Origin of the sequence: Streptomyces parvus (assembly GCF_032121415.1) — a bacterium.
GTDB lineage: Bacteria > Actinomycetota > Actinomycetes > Streptomycetales > Streptomycetaceae > Streptomyces > Streptomyces globisporus_A.
Window position 1 is genome coordinate 997818 of record NZ_CP135079.1, and the last position, 16801, is coordinate 1014618.

A 16801-nucleotide genomic window follows, 5' to 3' on the forward strand; every position below is an offset into this window, starting at 1 on the left:
GCCTCCACTTGTGGGCCGGGCATATGAATGTCCGGCCGGTCGTTCCTCCAGACTACCGCACGATCCCCGGGACCCGCACCACGGAGGCCGGAGGGACGCCCGCGGGCGTCAGGGCGGTGGCCTGGCCTTATCGTGTGGGCATGAGCGACGCGACCCCCAGCAGTGAGAACCCCGGCTTCGACGACATGGCCCGCGACATCGCGGAGGTCCCCGCGGTCGAGGTGATCGTGACGGTCGCCGTCAACCTGATGAGCGCGGCCGCCGTGAAGCTCGGCCTCACGGAGGAGGGCGAGCAGCACAAGGATCTGGACGAGGCCCGCAAGCTGGTCCAGGCGCTGGCCGGACTGCTGGACGCGAGCGCCACGGAGATCAGCACCTTCCACGCCTCCCCGCTGCGCGACGGCCTGAAGTCGCTCCAGCTCGCCTTCCGTGAGGCCTCGCTGGTGCCGGACGAGCCCGGTCACGGCCCGGGCGAGAAGTACACCGGCCCCGTCTACGGCTAGCCGCCCGCCCCCCCCGTACGCCAGGGAGCCCGCCGTCCCCCCGTGGGGCGGCGGGCTCCCGCGCGTGCGCCGGGGCCGTTCGCGGATCCTCAGACGGCGTCCTCGGTCTCCTTCGGCAGGACGTTGGGGAAGGGGTGGGTGAGCCGGTGGGCGTAGGCCGCGATCGCTCCGCCGACCAGCGGCGCGAGGATGAACAGCCAGATCTGGGAGAGGGCGGCGCCGCCCGCGAAGAGCGCCGGGCCGAAGCTGCGCGCCGGGTTGACCGAGGTGCCGGTCAGCGGGATGCCCACCAGGTGGACCGCCGCCAGCGCCAGGCCGATGGGCAGCCCGTCGAAGCCGGTGACCGCGACCTTGTGGGTCACCGCCAGGACGACGTAGACGAGCAGGAACGTCAGCATGACCTCGACGAGGAACGCGCCGCCGATGTTGATGCCGACGGCCGACCGGTCGTCGTAGCCGTTCGTACCGAACTCGCCGCTGGTCTCCAGACCGGGGATCTGCTTCGCCAGCAGGAACAGCAGCGCCGATCCGACGATCGCGCCGAGGAACTGGGCCACCCAGCGCTCGACGGCTGTACGGATGCCGATGCGGCCGGCCATGAACATGCCCAGCGTCACCGCCGGGTTGACATGGCAGCCGGAGATCGGGCCCAGCGCGTAGGCCAGCGCGAGGAGGGTGAAGCCGAAGGTGAGGGCGATGCCCACGGTGCCGAGGTATTCGACGGCGACCACGGCGGACCCCACGGCGAAGAACACCAGCAGCAAAGTGCCGAGAAACTCTGACGCCACGATCCGCTTCTGCATGGAACCACCTCGCGATGTCGTCCGGTTGGTCGGATTCCTCCGATTTTCCCGATAATTCTCACGGTGGTGGGCGCTTCGCGCTCGTCGGACCGGGGCCGGCCCGTTGATCAGCGGACGAAGAGGGGCTCCCCCGGCATGGCCGTCCCGGGGGGAAGGAGGGCCAGGTCCAGACCGCTGACCAGCCGGGCCCGCAGCACCTCACTGGCCGAGAGGGCCTGCGCGACGCGGCGGGCCGCATCGGCGGGCACCGCGTCCGGGGCGAGGACGAGCGCGAGGGTGCCGTCCGCACTGCCGGGACCGAGGTGGGCGCGGACCACGGCGGGGTCGGCGGCCACGGTCTCCCGTACGGCCTCGATGACGGCGGGGTCCTGGAGCGGGTCGGTGCTGGTGCGGTTCTCGGCCAGCGCCAGGAGCGCCTGCCCGCTCAGCTCGAAGGCGACGGGCCCGGCGAGGTCCAGCACGACGGTGTCGGCCTTCTCGTGGGCGGCGGCCTGGAGAGCCTGGTGCAGCGGTACGGCGACAGGGCGCGCCTCGGGGTCCCACAGCGCCAGTGATGCGGTCGAGGTGAAGGCGGGGAGCGCACGCCGGTCGCCCGCCTTGAGGGTGGGGACGGCCATGTCGCTGGTCTTCTCGCGCCGCAGACCGTTCTCGTCCTCCTCGACCTCGCCGAGGACGGCGACGACGGGGACCAGGAGCCGGGCGTCCCGCAGGGCCGTGAGGACCGGGCCGACGGCGCTCCGGTCGCGGGACCACGCGTCCAGGGCACTGGTCAGGGCGGGGGACGCCGAGCCGTCGTCGTCGGAGAAACCGGGGTCCGGGATGTTCTTGAGCTCCACGGGACGAGGGTAGTGCCTGGAGGTCCACGCCTCGGCGGCCGGGCTGGGCGTACGCCGGAGGGGCGAGCGTGCTCAGCGGCGGCCGGCGCCGTTCCGGCCGCGCCACAGGACGACGGCGACGGCCAGCAGCGCCGCGCCGAGGCCGCCGGCGAGCGGGGCGGCCCAGTTGGCCGTCCCGTCGGCGGTGCGGGGCGGGGTCGGGCCCGCGCCGAAGTACCGCCCCCGGTGTCCGGCCGGGGCGGCTTTGGCGTCCAGGTCCGCCGGGTGCAGCCGGGCGCCCGCCTCGATGGCCTCCGCAGGGTCGACGATGCCGTAGCCGCGGGCGTCGTCGCGGCCCTGCGCGGGGGCGTCGCGGGCGGTGTCGGCGAGGAGCTTCTTGATCTGGGCCGGGGAGAGACCGGGGTGGGCGGCTCGGACCAGGGCGACCGCTCCCGAGACGAACGCGGCGGCGGCGGAGGTGCCCCACTCGATGTAGTAGTGCCCGTCGGGGTTGGCGACCACGATGTCGACGCCGGGGGCGCTGACGGTGGCGTACCAGCGGCGGGTGGAGAACGAGGCGTGGGTGCCGTACTCGTCGACTGCGGCGACCGCGATCACGCCGGGGTAGGCGGCGGGGTAGGAGATCCGGTCGCCCTTCTCGCCGCCGTTGCCCGCCGACGCGACCACGGGGACGCCCTTGGACAGGGCGTACTGGATGGCCGCGTCCTCGCCGGGGTCGGGGTGGGCGGACTTGCTGTCGTCGCCCAGGGACAGGTTGATGACGTCCGCGCCGTTGTCGGCGGCCCAGCGGATCCCGTCGGCGAGGGCGGCGCCCCGGGTCTTGCGGGCCTTGGCACGGGCCGGGTCCTTGGATTCCAGGATGACCCGGACCGGCAGGATCCGGGCTTCGGGGGCGATGCCGAGGATGCCGTCGGTGCGGCCGGGGCCGTTGCCGCGTCCGGCGATGATGCCGGCCATGGCGGTGCCGTGCAGGGCCCAGGAGGAGTCGCCCCGGGCGGCGCCGAAGCCGACGAGGTCCTTGCCGGGGAGCACCTGGCCCGTGAGGTCGGGGTGGGCGTCGTCGACCCCGGTGTCCAGGACGGCGACGGTGACGCCGTCGCCCCGGGTCGTCTGCCAGGCCCGGTCGGTGTGCAGGGCGTCCAGGGCCCACTGCTGGTCGCGGATGGCGTCGGCGCGGGCGGGCGCGGCGGGGGTGAGGACGAGGACGGCGGCGGCGCAGACCGCGGCGAGGGCGCGGTGGGGACGTCGGGTCATCCGGGCTGCTCCGTGAGGTCGGCGACGGCTGTGCGCAGTCCGCGCTCCACGCGGTCCGCGACGCCCTTCGCCTCGTGGCCGAGCCCTGCCTGGGCGATGTCCGTCTCGGCTCCGGAGGCCATGGCGTCGGCGGCGGGCTGCGGTTCGGCGACGGCGCGGCCGTCCGCGAAGCCGGAGACGGCGAGGACGACGACCGGGATCTCGGTGAGCGGGTTGACCGTCCAACTGGCGCGCTGCGCGCTGCCGAAGGAAGCCGCGGGGGTGCCCTCGGGGGCGTACGTACGGGGCATGAGGTCCTTGCGCGCGCCGAGCTTCTGCTCGGTGAAGCGGGTGCGCAGGGCCTGCATGCCGGAGGCGTCGGCCTCGGTGAAGACCAGGCCGACGGTGGTGACGGCGGAGCGGGTGGCGTCGGTGTAGGTGGCGCGCACCATCCGCTCGCAGCCGACGGACCGGAGCGTGGTCAGGAGCAGCGGGTCGAGCCCGTCCTTGCAGGTGCCGTCGGCGGCGACGGCGGCCCTGGTCCAGGTGCGGTGGGTGCCGCCGGGGCCCGCGCCCCTGCCCTTCAGGGTGGGCGGGAACAACGTGTCGACGGGGACGCTGTGCCAGGCGGCGCGGGCGGCGGTGTACGGGCTCCTGGCGGTCCCGGCCGAGGAGTCGCCGGTCAGCCAGGCACCGGTGGCGGCCCCGCCGATCAGCCCGAGCCCGAGCACGACACAGGTGGCGGCCGCCGCCGCACGCCACCGCTGCCGGGGCCGGACGGGGCGCAGCCGGGTGGTGGTCTCGACGGGCGTCTCCGGGAAGCCGTAGCGGACGGGCGTCCGGTAGCCACCGGGGAGCGGCGGAACGGCCCCCGGCGCGGGCGTCAGATCAACGGCCCCGACGGGCCTGCGCCGGGTGCCGGGGGGCGCGGCGGGGGGCGCCGGGGCCGGATGCCTGGCGGGCGGCGTGGGAGTGGGGGCCTGCGCAGAAGCGGCAGGTGGGGCGGGGCTCGCGGCGGGCAGCGTGGACGCCGGGCTCGCGAGGGCCTGCGGGGCCGCGGGGCTCGCGGAGCGGCCGGGGGGCGCGGGAGCGGCGGCGGGCGGGCCGGGGCGCGTTGAGCCCGTTGCGGACGGACCGGGGCGCGCCGGGTACGCAGGAGGCGGGCCCGGGCGCGCTGAGGGCGCGGGGCTCGCGGAGCGGCCGGGGGGCGCGGGAGCGGCGGCGGGCGGGCCGGGGCGCGTTGAGCCCGTTGCGGACGGACCGGGGTGCGCCGGCCGGGCGGCAGGCGGGCCGGGGCGTGTGGCGGGCGCGGAGGGCCGGCCGGGGCTCTGCGCGGGTGCCTGGCGGTGCGGTGCGCCCTGCTGGGTGAAGGCTGCCGGGGGGCCGGGTCGGTCCGATGCGGCGGGCGGGCCGATCGGAGCCTCCTGCGCGGGAGCCGGAGGGTTCGGGGCCGCGGGGGCGGGGGGTGCGGCGGGCCGGGGTGGTGTCGCGGGAGGGGTGGTCGGGCGGGGCGGGACGGGGGCGCGATGCGCTTCGGTACTCATCCGGCCCCCTGCTGACACATCCTCGTACCGACCACGGATCACCGCCGCTGACAGGCCCGTTGGTGCTCGCGTGCAGGTCACTCTACGGGCTGCGGGCGGGCCGCGGGGAACGGGACTCCCCGCCGGTGGAGGATCTGTCCCGATCGTCCCCCTACCCAGCCGTAGCGGCTCTCTGGCAAGCTGCGGCCATGACTGCCCGCGCCGCTGACCGGACCCGTTACAACCGGGCCACCGCCCATCTCGACGCCCCGATCGCGATCGTGGATCTGGAGGCGTTCGACGCCAACGCCGACGATCTGGTGCGGCGGGCGGCCGGGAAGCCGGTCCGGGTGGCGAGCAAGTCGGTGCGGTGCCGGGCCCTGCTGGAGCGGGTGCTCGCACGGCCCGGGTTCGCCGGGATCATGTCGTACACGCTGGCGGAGTCGCTGTGGCTGGCGCGGGCCGGATACGACGACGTACTCCTGGCGTACCCCTCGGCGGACCGGGCCGCCTTCGCGGAGCTGGCCGCCGATCCGAAGCTGGCCGCGGCCGTGACGGTGATGGTGGACGACCACTCCCAGCTGGAGCTGATCGACGCCTCCCGGGCCGGTGGGCGCGAGGAGATCCGGGTCTGCCTGGAGTTGGACACCTCCCTGCGGATGCTGGGCGGCCGGGTGCGGATCGGGGCGCTGCGTTCGCCGCTGCGCTCCCCCGCCCAGCTCGCCGAACTGGCCCGCTCGGTGGCGCGCAGGCCGGGCTTCCGCCTGGTGGGGCTGATGGCGTACGAGGGCCATGTCGCCGGAGTCGGGGACGCGGTCGCCGGGCGGCCGCTGCGGTCCCGGGCGATCCGGCTGATGCAGGCCGCCGCCCGCAAGGAGCTGGCGGTGCGCCGGGCCGAGGTGGTGCGGGCGGTCCGCGCGGTCGCGCCGGAGCTGGAGTTCGTGAACGGCGGCGGCACGGGCAGCGTGCAGCACACGGCCGCCGAGAGCGCGGTGACGGAGATCGCCGCCGGTTCGGGGCTGTACGTGCCCCGGCTGTTCGACAACTACACGTCGTTCACCGCCCGGCCGGCGGCCCTGTTCGCGCAGCCCGTGGTGCGCCGGCCCGGTGTGGGCGTGGTGACGGTCCTCGGGGGCGGCTATCCGGCGTCCGGTGCGGCCGGTGCGGACCGCTCGCCGGTGCCGTATCTGCCGGAGGGGCTGCGCTACGACCCGCAGGAGGGCGCGGGCGAGGTGCAGACGCCGCTGCTGGGATCCCCCGCCGACGATCTGCTGATCGGCGACAAGGTCTGGTTCCGGCATGCCAAGGCCGGTGAGCTGTGCGAGCGCTTCGACACGCTGCACCTGATCGAGGGCGACCGGGTCACAGCGAGCGTTCCGACGTACCGGGGCGAGGGGCAGACCTTCCTCTGACCGGGGACGCGCGGGTTCAGGGGCTGATGGACGCGCCCACGCCTCCGCTCGTCCTGCTGTCTCCGAGCGGGCGGATGCCCCGGGTGATCGTGTCCATCAGCGAGAGCGGCAGCTCGGCGACGTCCGCGTCGAAGGCGAGCCGGACGATCACGGGGGTGCCGCTGCCCACGGACGAGGGGAAGGCGACGGACTGCACGTATCCCCCGGGTCCCTCGCCGGTGGTGACCTGCCACCGCACCAGGTAGCCGACGCGTCCGGCGACCGACAGCTGCTGGGCCTTGAGCACCTTGTGCGCGGTGATGCCGCCGTGGTTGCGACGGCCGAGGCTGTCCTCCTCGTAGGCGAGGTCGGCGGCGGTGACGATATCGGCCTCGGCCAGGGCCTTGGGGTCGGTCTCGGCGCTCCGGGCGGTGTGGGTGGTGACCGTGCCGTGGTAGCACGACGACGAGCCGCCGGGGCAGTCGTAGGACTGGACGGTGCGGATGGCGGGGACGTCGAAAGAGCTGCTCTTCGGCTTCTCCCAGCCCCGGGGCACCGGCACCGTGACCCCGTTGAGCTGGTCGACGAGGAGGGCCGGGTTCTCGTCGGGGTCGGGTTCGTCGGTGGTCGTGGCGGGGGCTGTGGGGGTGGTGACGGGGGCGGGGGCCGAGGTGGTCGTGGCCGGGGCCGCCGGCGTGCCGCCCTCGTCGCGGCCGAGCAGGACCGCGGCGGTGACGGCCGCGCCCAGGACCAGCACCCCCAAGAGCGTGACCGCCAGGATCTTCGTCCGGTTGCCGCCCCCGGCCCCGTCGTGCGGGTCGCGCTGGTGCGGGAGCGGAAACGGCGGCGGACCGAACCCCGCCGGGCCGGACTGCGCCGGTGCGGGCGGCTGGTGCGGCGCGGACCCGTCGGCGGCGAGCGGGCGGGTGTGCGCGGTCCATGCGGTGCCGTCCCACCAGCGCTCCAGACCGGGTGCGCCCGTGTCCGGATACCAGCCGGGCGGCGTCGCGTAGCTCATCCCCACACTCTAGAGTCCGCCTCCGACACGGTCGCGGGGGTCCCGGGTTCAGGTGTCGCGGCCGGTCAGGGAGAGCAGATCGCGGGCGGGGCCGGTGGGGCGGTGGCCGCCGGGCCAGACGGCGCGCAGTTGGCGGCGCAGCCGTACGCCCGCGACCGGGACCTTGACGAGGCGGCGGGAGGACAGCTCCTCGCCCAGGGCCAGTTCGCTCAGGACGCAGGGGCCCGCGCCGCTCTCGGCCGCGCCCTTGACCGCCGTGGTGGAGGAGAGTTCCAGCAGCGGCTGGGCGAGGCCGCCGTGCCCGGCGAGCGCGGCGTCCAGGACCTGGCGGGTGCCGGATCCGTGTTCGCGCAGGATGAGCGGGGTGGCGGCGAGTTCGCCGGGGAGCAGCGGGGTGCGGCGGCGGGCCCAGGGGTGGGTGGGGGCGACCACCACGACGAGGCGGTCGTGGGCGATGACGGTGCCGTCGAGGCCCTCCGGTATCGACAGGCCCTCGACGAAGCCGAGGTCGGCCTCGCCGGTGACCAGGCGGCGGGCGACGGCCGCGGAGTTCCCGACGAGGAGCGAGACCGCGGTGTCGGGGCGATCACCGCGCAGGGCGATCAGCCAGCCCGGCAGCAGGTATTCGGCGATGGTCATGCTGGCGGCGACCCGCAACCGGGAGTCGCGGCGGTCGCGCAGCGCCTGGGTGCCCGCGTCGAAGGCCTCGGCCGCCTCGACGACGCGGCGTGCCCAGTCGGTGACCAGCGCGCCCGCGTCGGTGAGCCGGGAGCCGCGCGGGGAGCGGTCCAGCAGGGTGACGCCGAGCTGCCGCTCCATGGACCGGACGCGGCTGGAGGCGGCGGGCTGGGTGATGCCGACGTCCCGGGCGGCCCGGCCGAGGCTGCCGTGCCGGGCGACGGCGAGCAGCAGTTCCAACGCCCCGAGGTCGGGGACCCGGTGGGCGAGGGGCGTGGGGGGTGCCTGGGGTTCGCCGTCGGTCATAAAGCCAGCTTATGACCTCATAGGGGCGTGGTCCCTGGTGGGTGGGGAAGCTGCCGCGAAGAATCGTGGCATGGCCATCTTTCCGCAGACCCAGGCACCCCTTCAGCCGCCTTGCGACGCCGCGCTTCCCCGGACGGCTGGTCCGCTGCGGCCACCGGCCCTGCGGCACATCGGCCCGAACTGGTACGCGAGCGTCATGGGCACCGCGATCGTCGCGGGCGCCGGGGCCGTGCTCCCCGTCGACGTTCCCGCTCTGCGGGCCGTGGTCACCGCGGTGTGGGCGCTGTCGGCCGTGCTGCTCCTGGCCGTCCTCGCCGCGCGGACCGGGCACTGGATACACCACCGGGACCAGGCCCGCGCCCATCTGCTGGACCCGGCGGTCGCGCCGTTCTACGGCTGTCTGCCGATGGCGCTGATGGCCGTCGGCGGGGCCACCCTGACGGTGGGCGTGGACGTCGTGGGCGCGCGGGCAGCGCTCGCGGTGGACGTGGTGCTGTTCGTGGCGGGCACGGTGATCGGCCTGGCGGTCGCCGTCGTGGTGCCGTATCTGATGGTCGTACGCCACCGTCCCGCGCCCGGGACCGCGTCGCCGGTCTGGCTGCTGCCGCTGGTCGCCCCGATGGTGTCGGCCTCGCAGGGCGCGCTGCTGGTGCCGCACCTGGGGGCCGGGCAGGGGCGTGAGGCGCTGCTGCTGGCCTGCTACGCGATGTTCGGGCTGTCGCTGCTGGCGACGCTGGTGGTGCTGCCGCTGGTCTTCTCGCGGCTGGTCCACCACGGTCCGCTGCCGCTCGCGCTGACCCCGACGCTGTTTCTGGTGCTGGGGCCGCTCGGCCAGTCGACCACCGCCGTCAACCAGCTGGCCGATGTCGCCCCTGGGGCGGTGGCGGCCCCCTACGCCTCGGCGTTCGGCGCGTTCGCCGTGCTGTACGGGGTGCCGGTGCTGGGCTTCGCGCTGCTGTGGCTGGCCCTGGCGGCCGCGATGGTGGTGCGGGCCGCGCGGAACGGGATGGGGTTCGCGATGACGTGGTGGGCGTTCACCTTCCCCGTCGGTACGTGTGTGACCGGCGCGGCGGGTCTGGCGCGGCACACCGGTCTGGACGCGCTGACCTGGCTCGCGGGGGCGCTGTACGTGTTCCTGGTCGTCGCATGGGCGGCGGCCGGGACGCGGACGGTGCCCGGGGTGCTCAGCGGAGCGCTGACGGCAGCACCCGGGCCGCCTCGGCCAGCGACGGCCCGTACCAGGTGAGCAGCCGCCCGTCGACGAGTGCGGCGGGCAGGGCGGGGAAGGCCTCGGGCCCGTCGTCGGCGGTGAAGCGGTAGGGCTCGTCGGGCAGCACGACCAGCTCGGCCCCGGAGGCGTTCAGCTCGCCGACCGGGATGCGGGGGTAGCGCTCGGGGTGGTCGGCGTACACGTTGCGGACGCCGAGGCGGGCGAGGAGGTCCCCGGCGAAGGTGTCGTGGCCGAGCACCATCCAGGGCCTGCGCCAGATCGGTACGACGGCGGGGCGGGGGCTTGTGGAGGGCGCGGGCAGGGCGGCCCAGGCGGCCTCGGCCTCGTCCAGCCAGCGGGGCCGGTCGAGCCCGCAGCCGTCGACGAGAACGCGGTGGAGTTCGGCGAGGGCCTGGTCCAGGGTGCGGACCCCGGTGACCAGGACGTCGAGCCCGGCGGCCCGGAGCGCGTCGAGGTCGGGGGCCCGGTTCTCCTCCTCGTTGGCGATCACGAGGTCGGGGGCGAGGGCGGCGATCGCGGCCACGTCCGGGTTCTTCGTGCCGCCGATCCTCGCGGCGGCGAGGTCCGCGGGGTGGGTGCACCAGTCGGTGGCGCCGACGAGCAGCCCGGGGGCGGTGTGGGCGACGGCCTCGGTGAGCGAGGGGACCAGCGAGACGACGCGCACGGAACGCCTTTCGGGAACGGGACGGGGCTCAGCGGCGCGAGTCGAAGGTGGCGTCGATGTGCTCGGCCACCGAGACCACGAGGAGCTTGGTGCCGGGCACCGTGGCGCGCCAGCGGTGGCGGACCCCGCCGGAGAGGAACAGGGTGTCGCCGCCCTCCAGCCGGTGCACCCGGCCCTCCGCCTCGACGTCGACGGCGCCCGCGACGACGTACATCAGCTCGTCGTTGCGGTGCTGGAACTCCCGGCCGAGGTCCGGTTCGCCGGAGAACTCCAGGGCGCTGAGCTGGTGGCGGCCGCGCACCAGGCGGCGTACGCCCTCGCCCTCCCCGCCCCGGACGACGTCCACGGCGCGGGCGGAGTCGGCGGCGGCGTGGAGCTTCTTGGTGGTGGTCTCCAGCGCTTCGGCGACCCGGTCGAGGGAGCGGGCGCTGGGGCGGGCCCGTTCGTTCTCGATCTGGCTGAGGAAGGGCACGGAGAGCCCGCTGCGCTCGGCGACCGCGGCCAGCGTGAGGCCGAGGGTCCGGCGCCGGCGCCGGACCGCGGCGCCCACCCGCGGTGTGTCCTTGTCGTCCATCTCCGAGCTCCCTCCCGCACCCGCCCATCCTCGCGGTTGCCAGCACCTTACGCACATGGTTGGGCACGACGTCCGGAAAACGACCTCCGGGCAGCCGGAAAGGGGTGGCCCCGCCCGAAGGCGGGGCCACCCCTTTCCTACCTGTGCTTTTCGCGCCCGTGGACCCTACTGGGGCGCCATGGTGTCCGCGATGCCCGGGTTGTCGTCCATCCAGGCCTTCACGGCTTCTTCCTCGTGGCCCGCGCCGCGCTTCTGGATCTCGTTCTCCAGGCCGCCGAGCTGCTTCTCGGTGAGCTTGAAGTCCTTGAACCACTTCGTCAGCTGCGGGTACTGCTCCGGGAACTCCTTGGAGGCGATGGTGTGCAGCCGGTCACCCTCGCCGAACACCTTCTGCGGGTCCTTCAGCTTGGTGAGCTCGTACTCGTTGTACGACCAGTGCGGGGTCCACAGCAGGACGGCGACGGGCTCCTTCTTGGCGTACGCGCGCTTCAGCTCGGCCAGCATGCCGGGCGTGGAGGAGTCGACGACCTCGTACTCGCCGTCCAGCCCGTACTTCGGCAGGACGTTCTCCTTGAGGTTCTCCATGACGGCGGTGCCGGGCTCGATGCCGACGATCCGCCCCTTGAAGTCGGAGCCCTTGCCCTTCAGGTCCTCCAGGGACTTGACGTCCTTGACGTAGTCGGGGACCGCGACCTCCACGGAGGTCGGCCCGTACCAGGAGCCGATGTCGGTCAGCTTGTCCTTGTACTTGTCCCAGTAATTCTTCTGGGTGTACGGCAGCCAGCCGTCGAACTGGACGTCGATCTGACCGCGCGACATCGCCGCGTACATGGGGCCGATCTCGAACTGCTTGAGGTTGATCTTGTAGCCGCGCTCCTCCAGGACCGCCTTCCACAGGTACGTGGCGGCGATGTCCTCCTCCCAGGGGAACCAGGCGACCTCGACCGGGCGCTTGCGCTCGTCGTCACCGCTCACGGCCGCGGCGCCCTTCGGGGCGGGGGCCCACGTGTCGACGACGCCGGAGTTGTCCTTCAGCCAGGTGCGAACGGCTTCCTGCTCCTTGCCGGAACCGGCCTTCTGGATCTCGGCCTCCAGGCTGGTGAGCTGCTTCTCGGTCATCTTGAAGCTCTTCAGCCACTTGGCGACCTCGGGGTTCTCCTGCGAGAAGCCCTTGCGCGCCAGGGTGTGGATGCCGTCGCCCTTGCCCCACAGACCCTTGGGGTCCTCGAGCTTGGTGAGGTCGAAGTCGTTGTAGGCCCAGTGCGGCGACCAGAGGGGAACGACGATCGGTTCCTTCTTGGCGTACGCGCGCTTCAGCTCGGCCAGCATGGACGGCGTGGAGCCGTCGATGAGCTTGTACTCCTTGTCCAGGCCGTAGCCCGGCAGCAGCTTGTCCTTGAGCAGGCCCATCTCACCGGCGCTCGGCTCGATGCCGACGATGCGGCCCTTGAACTCGGAGGCCCGGCCCTTCAGGTCCTCCATCGACGTGACGTCCTTCATGTACGCCGGGACGGCCAGCTCCAGCGAGGTGGGGGCGTACCAGGCACCCATGTCCTCCAGGCGGTCCTGGTACTTCTTCCAGTAGCTGGCGTGGGTGACCGGCAGCCAGGAGTCGGTCTGGAAGTCGATCTGCCCGTTGGCCATGCCGGTGTACAGCGCGCCGGCCTCGTACTGCTTGACGTCGACCTCGAAGCCGCGCTGCTCCAGCATCTCCTTCCAGAGGAACGTGGAGGCGATGCCCTCGTCCCACGGGATGTAGCCGATGCTGATCTTCTTGCCGTCGCCGACCTGCGCGCTCTTGCCGGCGGTGTCGTCCTTGGAGCCGCCGAAGACGCTCATGCCGCCCGCCACGAGGGCGAGGGCGACGATGGCGGCGACCGCGACCACGGGCTGCGGGCGGTAGGTCCAGATCTTCCAGCCCTCGGCCATCGCACGGGCCTTGGCCACCGCGCGGCGGCCCAGCGGGGAGACCACGGTGCCGAGCGCGCCGGTCATCCGGTCCAGGTACATGGCGAGGATGACGATGGAGATGCCCGCCTCGAAGCCGAGGCCGACGTCGACGTTGCCGATGGCGCGGTAGACGGAGCCGCCGAGGCCGCCGCCGCCGACCATGCCCGCGATGACGACCATGGACAGGCCGAGCATGATGACCTGGTTGATACCGGCCATGATCGTGGGCAGGGCGAGGGGCAGCTGGACGCGCAGCAGGGTGTTGCGGGAGGTGGTGCCGAAGGCATCGGCGGCCTCGACGAGCTCGCCGTCCACCTGGCGGATGCCGAGTTCCGTCATCCGGACGCCCGGGGGCAGCGCGAAGATGATCGTGGCGATGATGCCGGGTACCACGCCGACGCCGAAGAAGATGACGCCGGGGATCAGGTAGACCATGGCGGGCATGGTCTGCATGAAGTCCAGGACCGGGCGGACCACCGCGCTGACCGTCTTGGACCGGGAGGCCCAGATGCCCAGCGGTACGGCGATGACCAGGGTGACGAGGGTCGCGACGAGCACCAGGGTGAGGGTGTCCATCGCCTCGTCCCACAGTTCGACGGAGTCGATGAGGGCGAATCCGACGAAGGTCAGCAGGGCGGCGGGCAGGCCGCGCAGCCACCAGGCGATGACGGCGACGATGCCCGCGAACAGCAGCGGTGCGGGGGCGGACAGGACGGCGGCTATGCCGTCGAACATGCCGCTGACGATCGAGCTGATGGCGTCGAAGAGCCAGACGAGGTGGGTCTGCAGCCAGTCGACCGCGGAGTCGACCCATTCGCCGAGGGGAAGCCTAAACACCGGCCACCTTCTTCTCGTCGGTGTTCTGCACGTCGGCCGTGGACACGGTGTCGCGCGGGGCTTCGGCCGGGGTCATCGGCTCGCCGAGGACGGCGAGCAGCCGGGAGCTGGGGACGACGCCGACGAGCTTGCCCTTCGCGTCGGTGACGGCGACCGGGTCCGGGCTCTGCGAGCAGGGCGTGAACAGGTCGATGATCGGCGTGGACTCCGCGACCGTGGCGGGGGCGGCGGCGAGCACGTCCTGCGGGGTGCGCAGCTCCGTGCCGTCCGCCGCCTTGCCGCCCATCGCGGTGTGCGGCTCGGCCATGATCGCGCCGGCGGTGAGCACCCGGGAGCGGTCGACGTCCTGGGTGAACGAGGCGACGTAGTCGTTGGCCGGGGTGACGAGGATGTCCTCGGCGGTGCCGAGCTGGACGATCTTCCCGTCGCGCATGACGGCGATCCGGTCACCGAGGCGCATGGCCTCGTTGAGATCGTGGGTGATGAAGACGATGGTCTTCTTCAGGCGCTTCTGGAGCTCCAGCAGCTGGTCCTGCATGTCACGGCGGATCAGCGGGTCGAGCGCGCTGAAGGACTCGTCCATGAGCAGCAGGTCGGCGTCGGTGGCCAGGGCGCGGGCGAGGCCCACGCGCTGCTGCATACCGCCGGACAGCTCGTCGGGCCAGGACTTCTCCCAGCCTTCGAGGCCGGTGAGCCGCAGCGCCTCGGCGGCGCGCACCTCGCGCTCCTCGCGTGGGACGCCCTGGACCTCCAGGCCGTACGCGGCGTTCTCCAGGACGCTCCGGTGGGGGAAGAGCGCGAAGTGCTGGAACACCATGCTGATCTTGGTGGAGCGGACGTGCCGGAGCTCGCGGGGGCTCAGGGCGGTCAGATCCTGGCCGTCGAAGAGGACCCGGCCGGCGGTGGGGTCGAGGAGGCCGTTGAGCATCCGCAACAGGGTGGACTTGCCCGAGCCGGACAACCCCATGACGACGAAGATCTGGCCCGGCTCGACGGTGAACGAGGCGTCGATCACCGCTGCGGTCGTTCCTTCGGCGCGCAGCTCGTCGCGGTCCGCACCGCTCTCCAGCTTCCGCACGGCTTCATCGGGTCGTCTTCCGAACACTTTGTACAAGTGCTCGGCTTGCAGCCTGGACACATACACCTCACGCGTTGGACCGAAAAACGGTCTGCCACCCCCTCCGGCAGACCGTGGAGCGATGCGGGCTCTGTCCGCGTGGCACATGCACTGGTTGAAAATGCGACGTGGTCCGCTCCGGTGGCGCGCCTGCCCGCACTTACACCACCCAAACGCGACCGTGACCCAGGTCACTGACCTGCGACGGAGCGCGGGTAAGCGGTTACTGGGAGCGACTGTCGGCGGGGTGGGGCATCATCGGGTCTGTGACGCGACGCCTGATGCTCCTCGACACCGCTTCCCTGTACTTCCGCGCCTACTTCGGGGTGCCCGACTCGGTGCGCGCGCCGGACGGGACGCCCGTGAACGCCGTGCGCGGCCTCCTGGACTTCATCGGCCGCCTGGTGCACGACCACCGGCCGGACGAGCTGGTCGCCTGCTGGGACAACGACTGGCGTCCGCAGTGGCGGGTCGACCTGATCCCGACGTACAAGGCGCACCGGGTCGCCGAGGAGACGCCGGCCGGACAGACGGACGAGGAGGAGATCCCCGACACGCTGTCGCCGCAGGTCCCGATCATCGAGGACGTGCTGGCCGCGCTCGGGATCGCCCGGGTCGGCGTCACACCCTACGAGGCGGACGACGTCATCGGCACGCTCACGGCGCGGGCGAAGGGCCCGGTCGACATCGTCACCGGCGACCGTGATCTGTATCAGCTGGTCGACGACGCCCGTCAGGTGCGCGTGCTCTACCCGCTCAAGGGCGTCGGCACGCTCCAGGTGACCGACGAGGCGTGGCTGCGCGAGAAGTACGGCGTGGACGGCGCGGGATACGTGGACCTGGCGCTGCTGCGCGGCGACCCGAGCGACGGGCTCCCGGGCGTCCCCGGCATCGGCGAGAAGACGGCGGCGAAGCTGCTGGACGCGTACGGCGATCTCGACGGGATCATGGCGGCGGTGGACGATCCGAAGGCGAAGCTGACCCCGTCGCAGCGCAAGCGGCTGGACGAGTCGCGCGCCTATGTCGCCGTCGCACCGAAGGTGGTCCGGGTGGCCGGGGACGTCCCGCTGCCGGAATTCGACCCGGCGCTGCCGCGCGAGCCGCGCGACCCGGCCGCCCTGGAGGCGCTGGCGGAGCAGTGGGGGCTGAGCGGGGCGCTCCAGCGCCTGCTGACCGTCCTTCAGTACTGAGGGGTCGACCGGGACCCGGGCCGGGGTGTTAACTTAGGTTTACCTAAGTCTTCGAACCAGGGAGTACCTCGTGGCAGAGCGGCCGGCCCGGCAGGGACCCAAGGCCCAGGGGGCGCAGGTCGTGCGCACCGAGCAGATCACCCCGCACATGGTGCGGGTGGTCCTCGGCGGCGAGGGCCTTGCGGACTTCTCCCTCTCCGGCTTCACCGACCACTACATCAAGCTGTGCTTCGCGCCCGAGGGCGCGGACTACGCGCACCCGTTCGACATGGCGGCCATCCGGGAGTCCTACCCGCGCGAGCTGTGGCCCACCACCCGTACGTACACGGTACGTTCGTGGGACCCGGCCGCCAGGGAGATGGCCGTCGACTTCGTCGTGCACGGCGACGAGGGCCTGGCGGGACCGTGGGCCCGGCGGGCGCGCGTGGGTGAGCAGGTGACCTTCCTCGGCCCCGGCGGCGGTTACGGCCCCGACGCCGCGGCGGACTGGCACCTGCTGGCCGGCGACGAGAGCGCGCTGCCGGCGATCGCGGCGGCCCTGGAGCAGATGCCCGCGGGCGCACTGGTGCACGCCTTCGTCGAGGTGCCGGACGCCTCGGAGGAGCAGAAGATCGTGACGCCCGACGGGGTGGCCGTGACCTGGCTGCACCGTGGGGACCGGCCCGTCGGCGAACTGCTGACCGCCGCCGTGAAGGGGCTGGACTTCCCCGAGGGCGAGGTCCAGGCGTTCGTGCACGGGGAGGCGGGCTTCGTGAAGGAGATCCGCCGCTATCTCCGCGTGGAACGGCAGATCCCGCTGGTGCAGCTGTCGATCTCGGGCTACTGGCGCCTCGGCCAGAACGACGACGCCTGGCGCGCGGTGAAGCGCGAGTGGAACGAGCAGGTGGAGCGCGAGCAGGAGGGCGGCACGCAGGCCGCGTAGCGGCCCCCGGCCCGACCGCAGGCGC

15 protein-coding genes are annotated in these 16801 nt (G+C 73.3%); 5 read left to right on the forward strand and 10 right to left on the reverse strand.

Going from position 1 to position 16801, the window contains the following annotated elements:
• The first annotated feature begins 140 nt into the window (after positions 1–140).
• A complete protein-coding gene (locus tag RNL97_RS05550; protein ID WP_010057174.1) occupies positions 141–503 on the forward strand; it encodes a DUF1844 domain-containing protein in 363 nt (120 codons plus the stop codon).
• An 89-nt stretch (positions 504–592) separates the two neighbouring features.
• On the opposite strand, the gene RNL97_RS05555 is transcribed toward RNL97_RS05550, so the two are convergent.
• From RNL97_RS05555 to RNL97_RS05570, 4 genes are all read right to left on the reverse strand, one after another.
• Positions 593–1306, reverse strand: a complete 714-nt coding sequence (locus tag RNL97_RS05555) for an MIP family channel protein (RefSeq protein ID WP_243313552.1) — start codon at positions 1304–1306, stop codon at positions 593–595.
• A gap of 107 nt (positions 1307–1413) precedes the next feature.
• Positions 1414–2142 carry an SseB family protein gene (locus RNL97_RS05560; RefSeq protein ID WP_030589939.1) on the reverse strand — a complete coding sequence of 243 codons (729 nt, stop codon included), beginning with the start codon at positions 2140–2142 and terminating at the stop codon, positions 1414–1416.
• A gap of 72 nt (positions 2143–2214) precedes the next feature.
• Positions 2215–3396, reverse strand: coding sequence for a type VII secretion-associated serine protease mycosin (mycP, locus tag RNL97_RS05565; RefSeq protein WP_313750442.1), 1182 nt, complete (start codon positions 3394–3396; stop codon positions 2215–2217).
• On the reverse strand, positions 3393–4262 hold the full coding sequence (locus RNL97_RS05570; RefSeq protein ID WP_313751606.1) for a hypothetical protein: 870 nt from the start codon (positions 4260–4262) through the stop codon (positions 3393–3395). Before RNL97_RS05570 ends, mycP begins: the two co-directional genes overlap by 4 nt.
• Before the next feature lie 845 nt (positions 4263–5107).
• Here RNL97_RS05570 and RNL97_RS05575 point away from each other — a divergent pair.
• Positions 5108–6310 (forward strand): amino acid deaminase/aldolase, encoded by a 1203-nt coding sequence (locus tag RNL97_RS05575; RefSeq protein WP_030589950.1) that lies wholly within the window; start codon positions 5108–5110, stop codon positions 6308–6310.
• 16 nt (positions 6311–6326) lie between these two features.
• Here RNL97_RS05575 and RNL97_RS05580 read toward each other — a convergent pair whose 3' ends face one another.
• Positions 6327–7307: a DUF2510 domain-containing protein gene (locus RNL97_RS05580; protein WP_243313557.1), complete on the reverse strand. Its 981-nt coding sequence runs from the start codon at positions 7305–7307 to the stop codon at positions 6327–6329.
• A 48-nt stretch (positions 7308–7355) separates the two neighbouring features.
• On the reverse strand, positions 7356–8291 hold the full coding sequence (locus tag RNL97_RS05585) for a LysR family transcriptional regulator (RefSeq protein WP_030589956.1): 936 nt from the start codon (positions 8289–8291) through the stop codon (positions 7356–7358).
• Positions 8292–8361: 70 nt separating this feature from the next.
• Here RNL97_RS05585 and RNL97_RS05590 point away from each other — a divergent pair, with 70 nt between their 5' ends.
• A complete protein-coding gene (locus RNL97_RS05590; protein ID WP_243313559.1) occupies positions 8362–9537 on the forward strand; it encodes a TDT family transporter in 1176 nt (391 codons plus the stop codon).
• Here RNL97_RS05590 and RNL97_RS05595 read toward each other — a convergent pair.
• The 4 genes from RNL97_RS05595 to RNL97_RS05610 form a co-directional block, all read right to left on the reverse strand.
• Positions 9476–10186: a helical backbone metal receptor gene (locus RNL97_RS05595; protein WP_030589962.1), complete on the reverse strand. Its 711-nt coding sequence runs from the start codon at positions 10184–10186 to the stop codon at positions 9476–9478. The genes RNL97_RS05590 and RNL97_RS05595 overlap by 62 nt on opposite strands.
• 28 nt (positions 10187–10214) lie before the next feature.
• Positions 10215–10760 (reverse strand): helix-turn-helix domain-containing protein, encoded by a 546-nt coding sequence (locus tag RNL97_RS05600; RefSeq protein WP_243313561.1) that lies wholly within the window; start codon positions 10758–10760, stop codon positions 10215–10217.
• A gap of 165 nt (positions 10761–10925) precedes the next feature.
• The gene (locus tag RNL97_RS05605; RefSeq protein ID WP_030589968.1) at positions 10926–13547 is read right to left on the reverse strand and encodes an ABC transporter permease/substrate binding protein; all 2622 of its coding nucleotides are present in this window, start codon (positions 13545–13547) and stop codon (positions 10926–10928) included.
• Positions 13540–14625: a quaternary amine ABC transporter ATP-binding protein gene (locus tag RNL97_RS05610; RefSeq protein ID WP_243313563.1), complete on the reverse strand. Its 1086-nt coding sequence runs from the start codon at positions 14623–14625 to the stop codon at positions 13540–13542. Before RNL97_RS05610 ends, RNL97_RS05605 begins: the two co-directional genes overlap by 8 nt.
• A 320-nt stretch (positions 14626–14945) precedes the next feature.
• Between RNL97_RS05610 and RNL97_RS05615 the strand changes: the two genes are divergently transcribed.
• Both RNL97_RS05615 and RNL97_RS05620 read left to right on the forward strand, forming a co-directional pair.
• Positions 14946–15854 (forward strand): 5'-3' exonuclease, encoded by a 909-nt coding sequence (locus RNL97_RS05615; protein ID WP_243316286.1) that lies wholly within the window; start codon positions 14946–14948, stop codon positions 15852–15854.
• A gap of 70 nt (positions 15855–15924) precedes the next feature.
• Complete coding sequence (locus tag RNL97_RS05620; RefSeq protein WP_243313566.1) at positions 15925–16776, forward strand: siderophore-interacting protein; 852 nt, start codon at positions 15925–15927, stop codon at positions 16774–16776.
• Positions 16777–16801 lie beyond the last annotated feature (25 nt).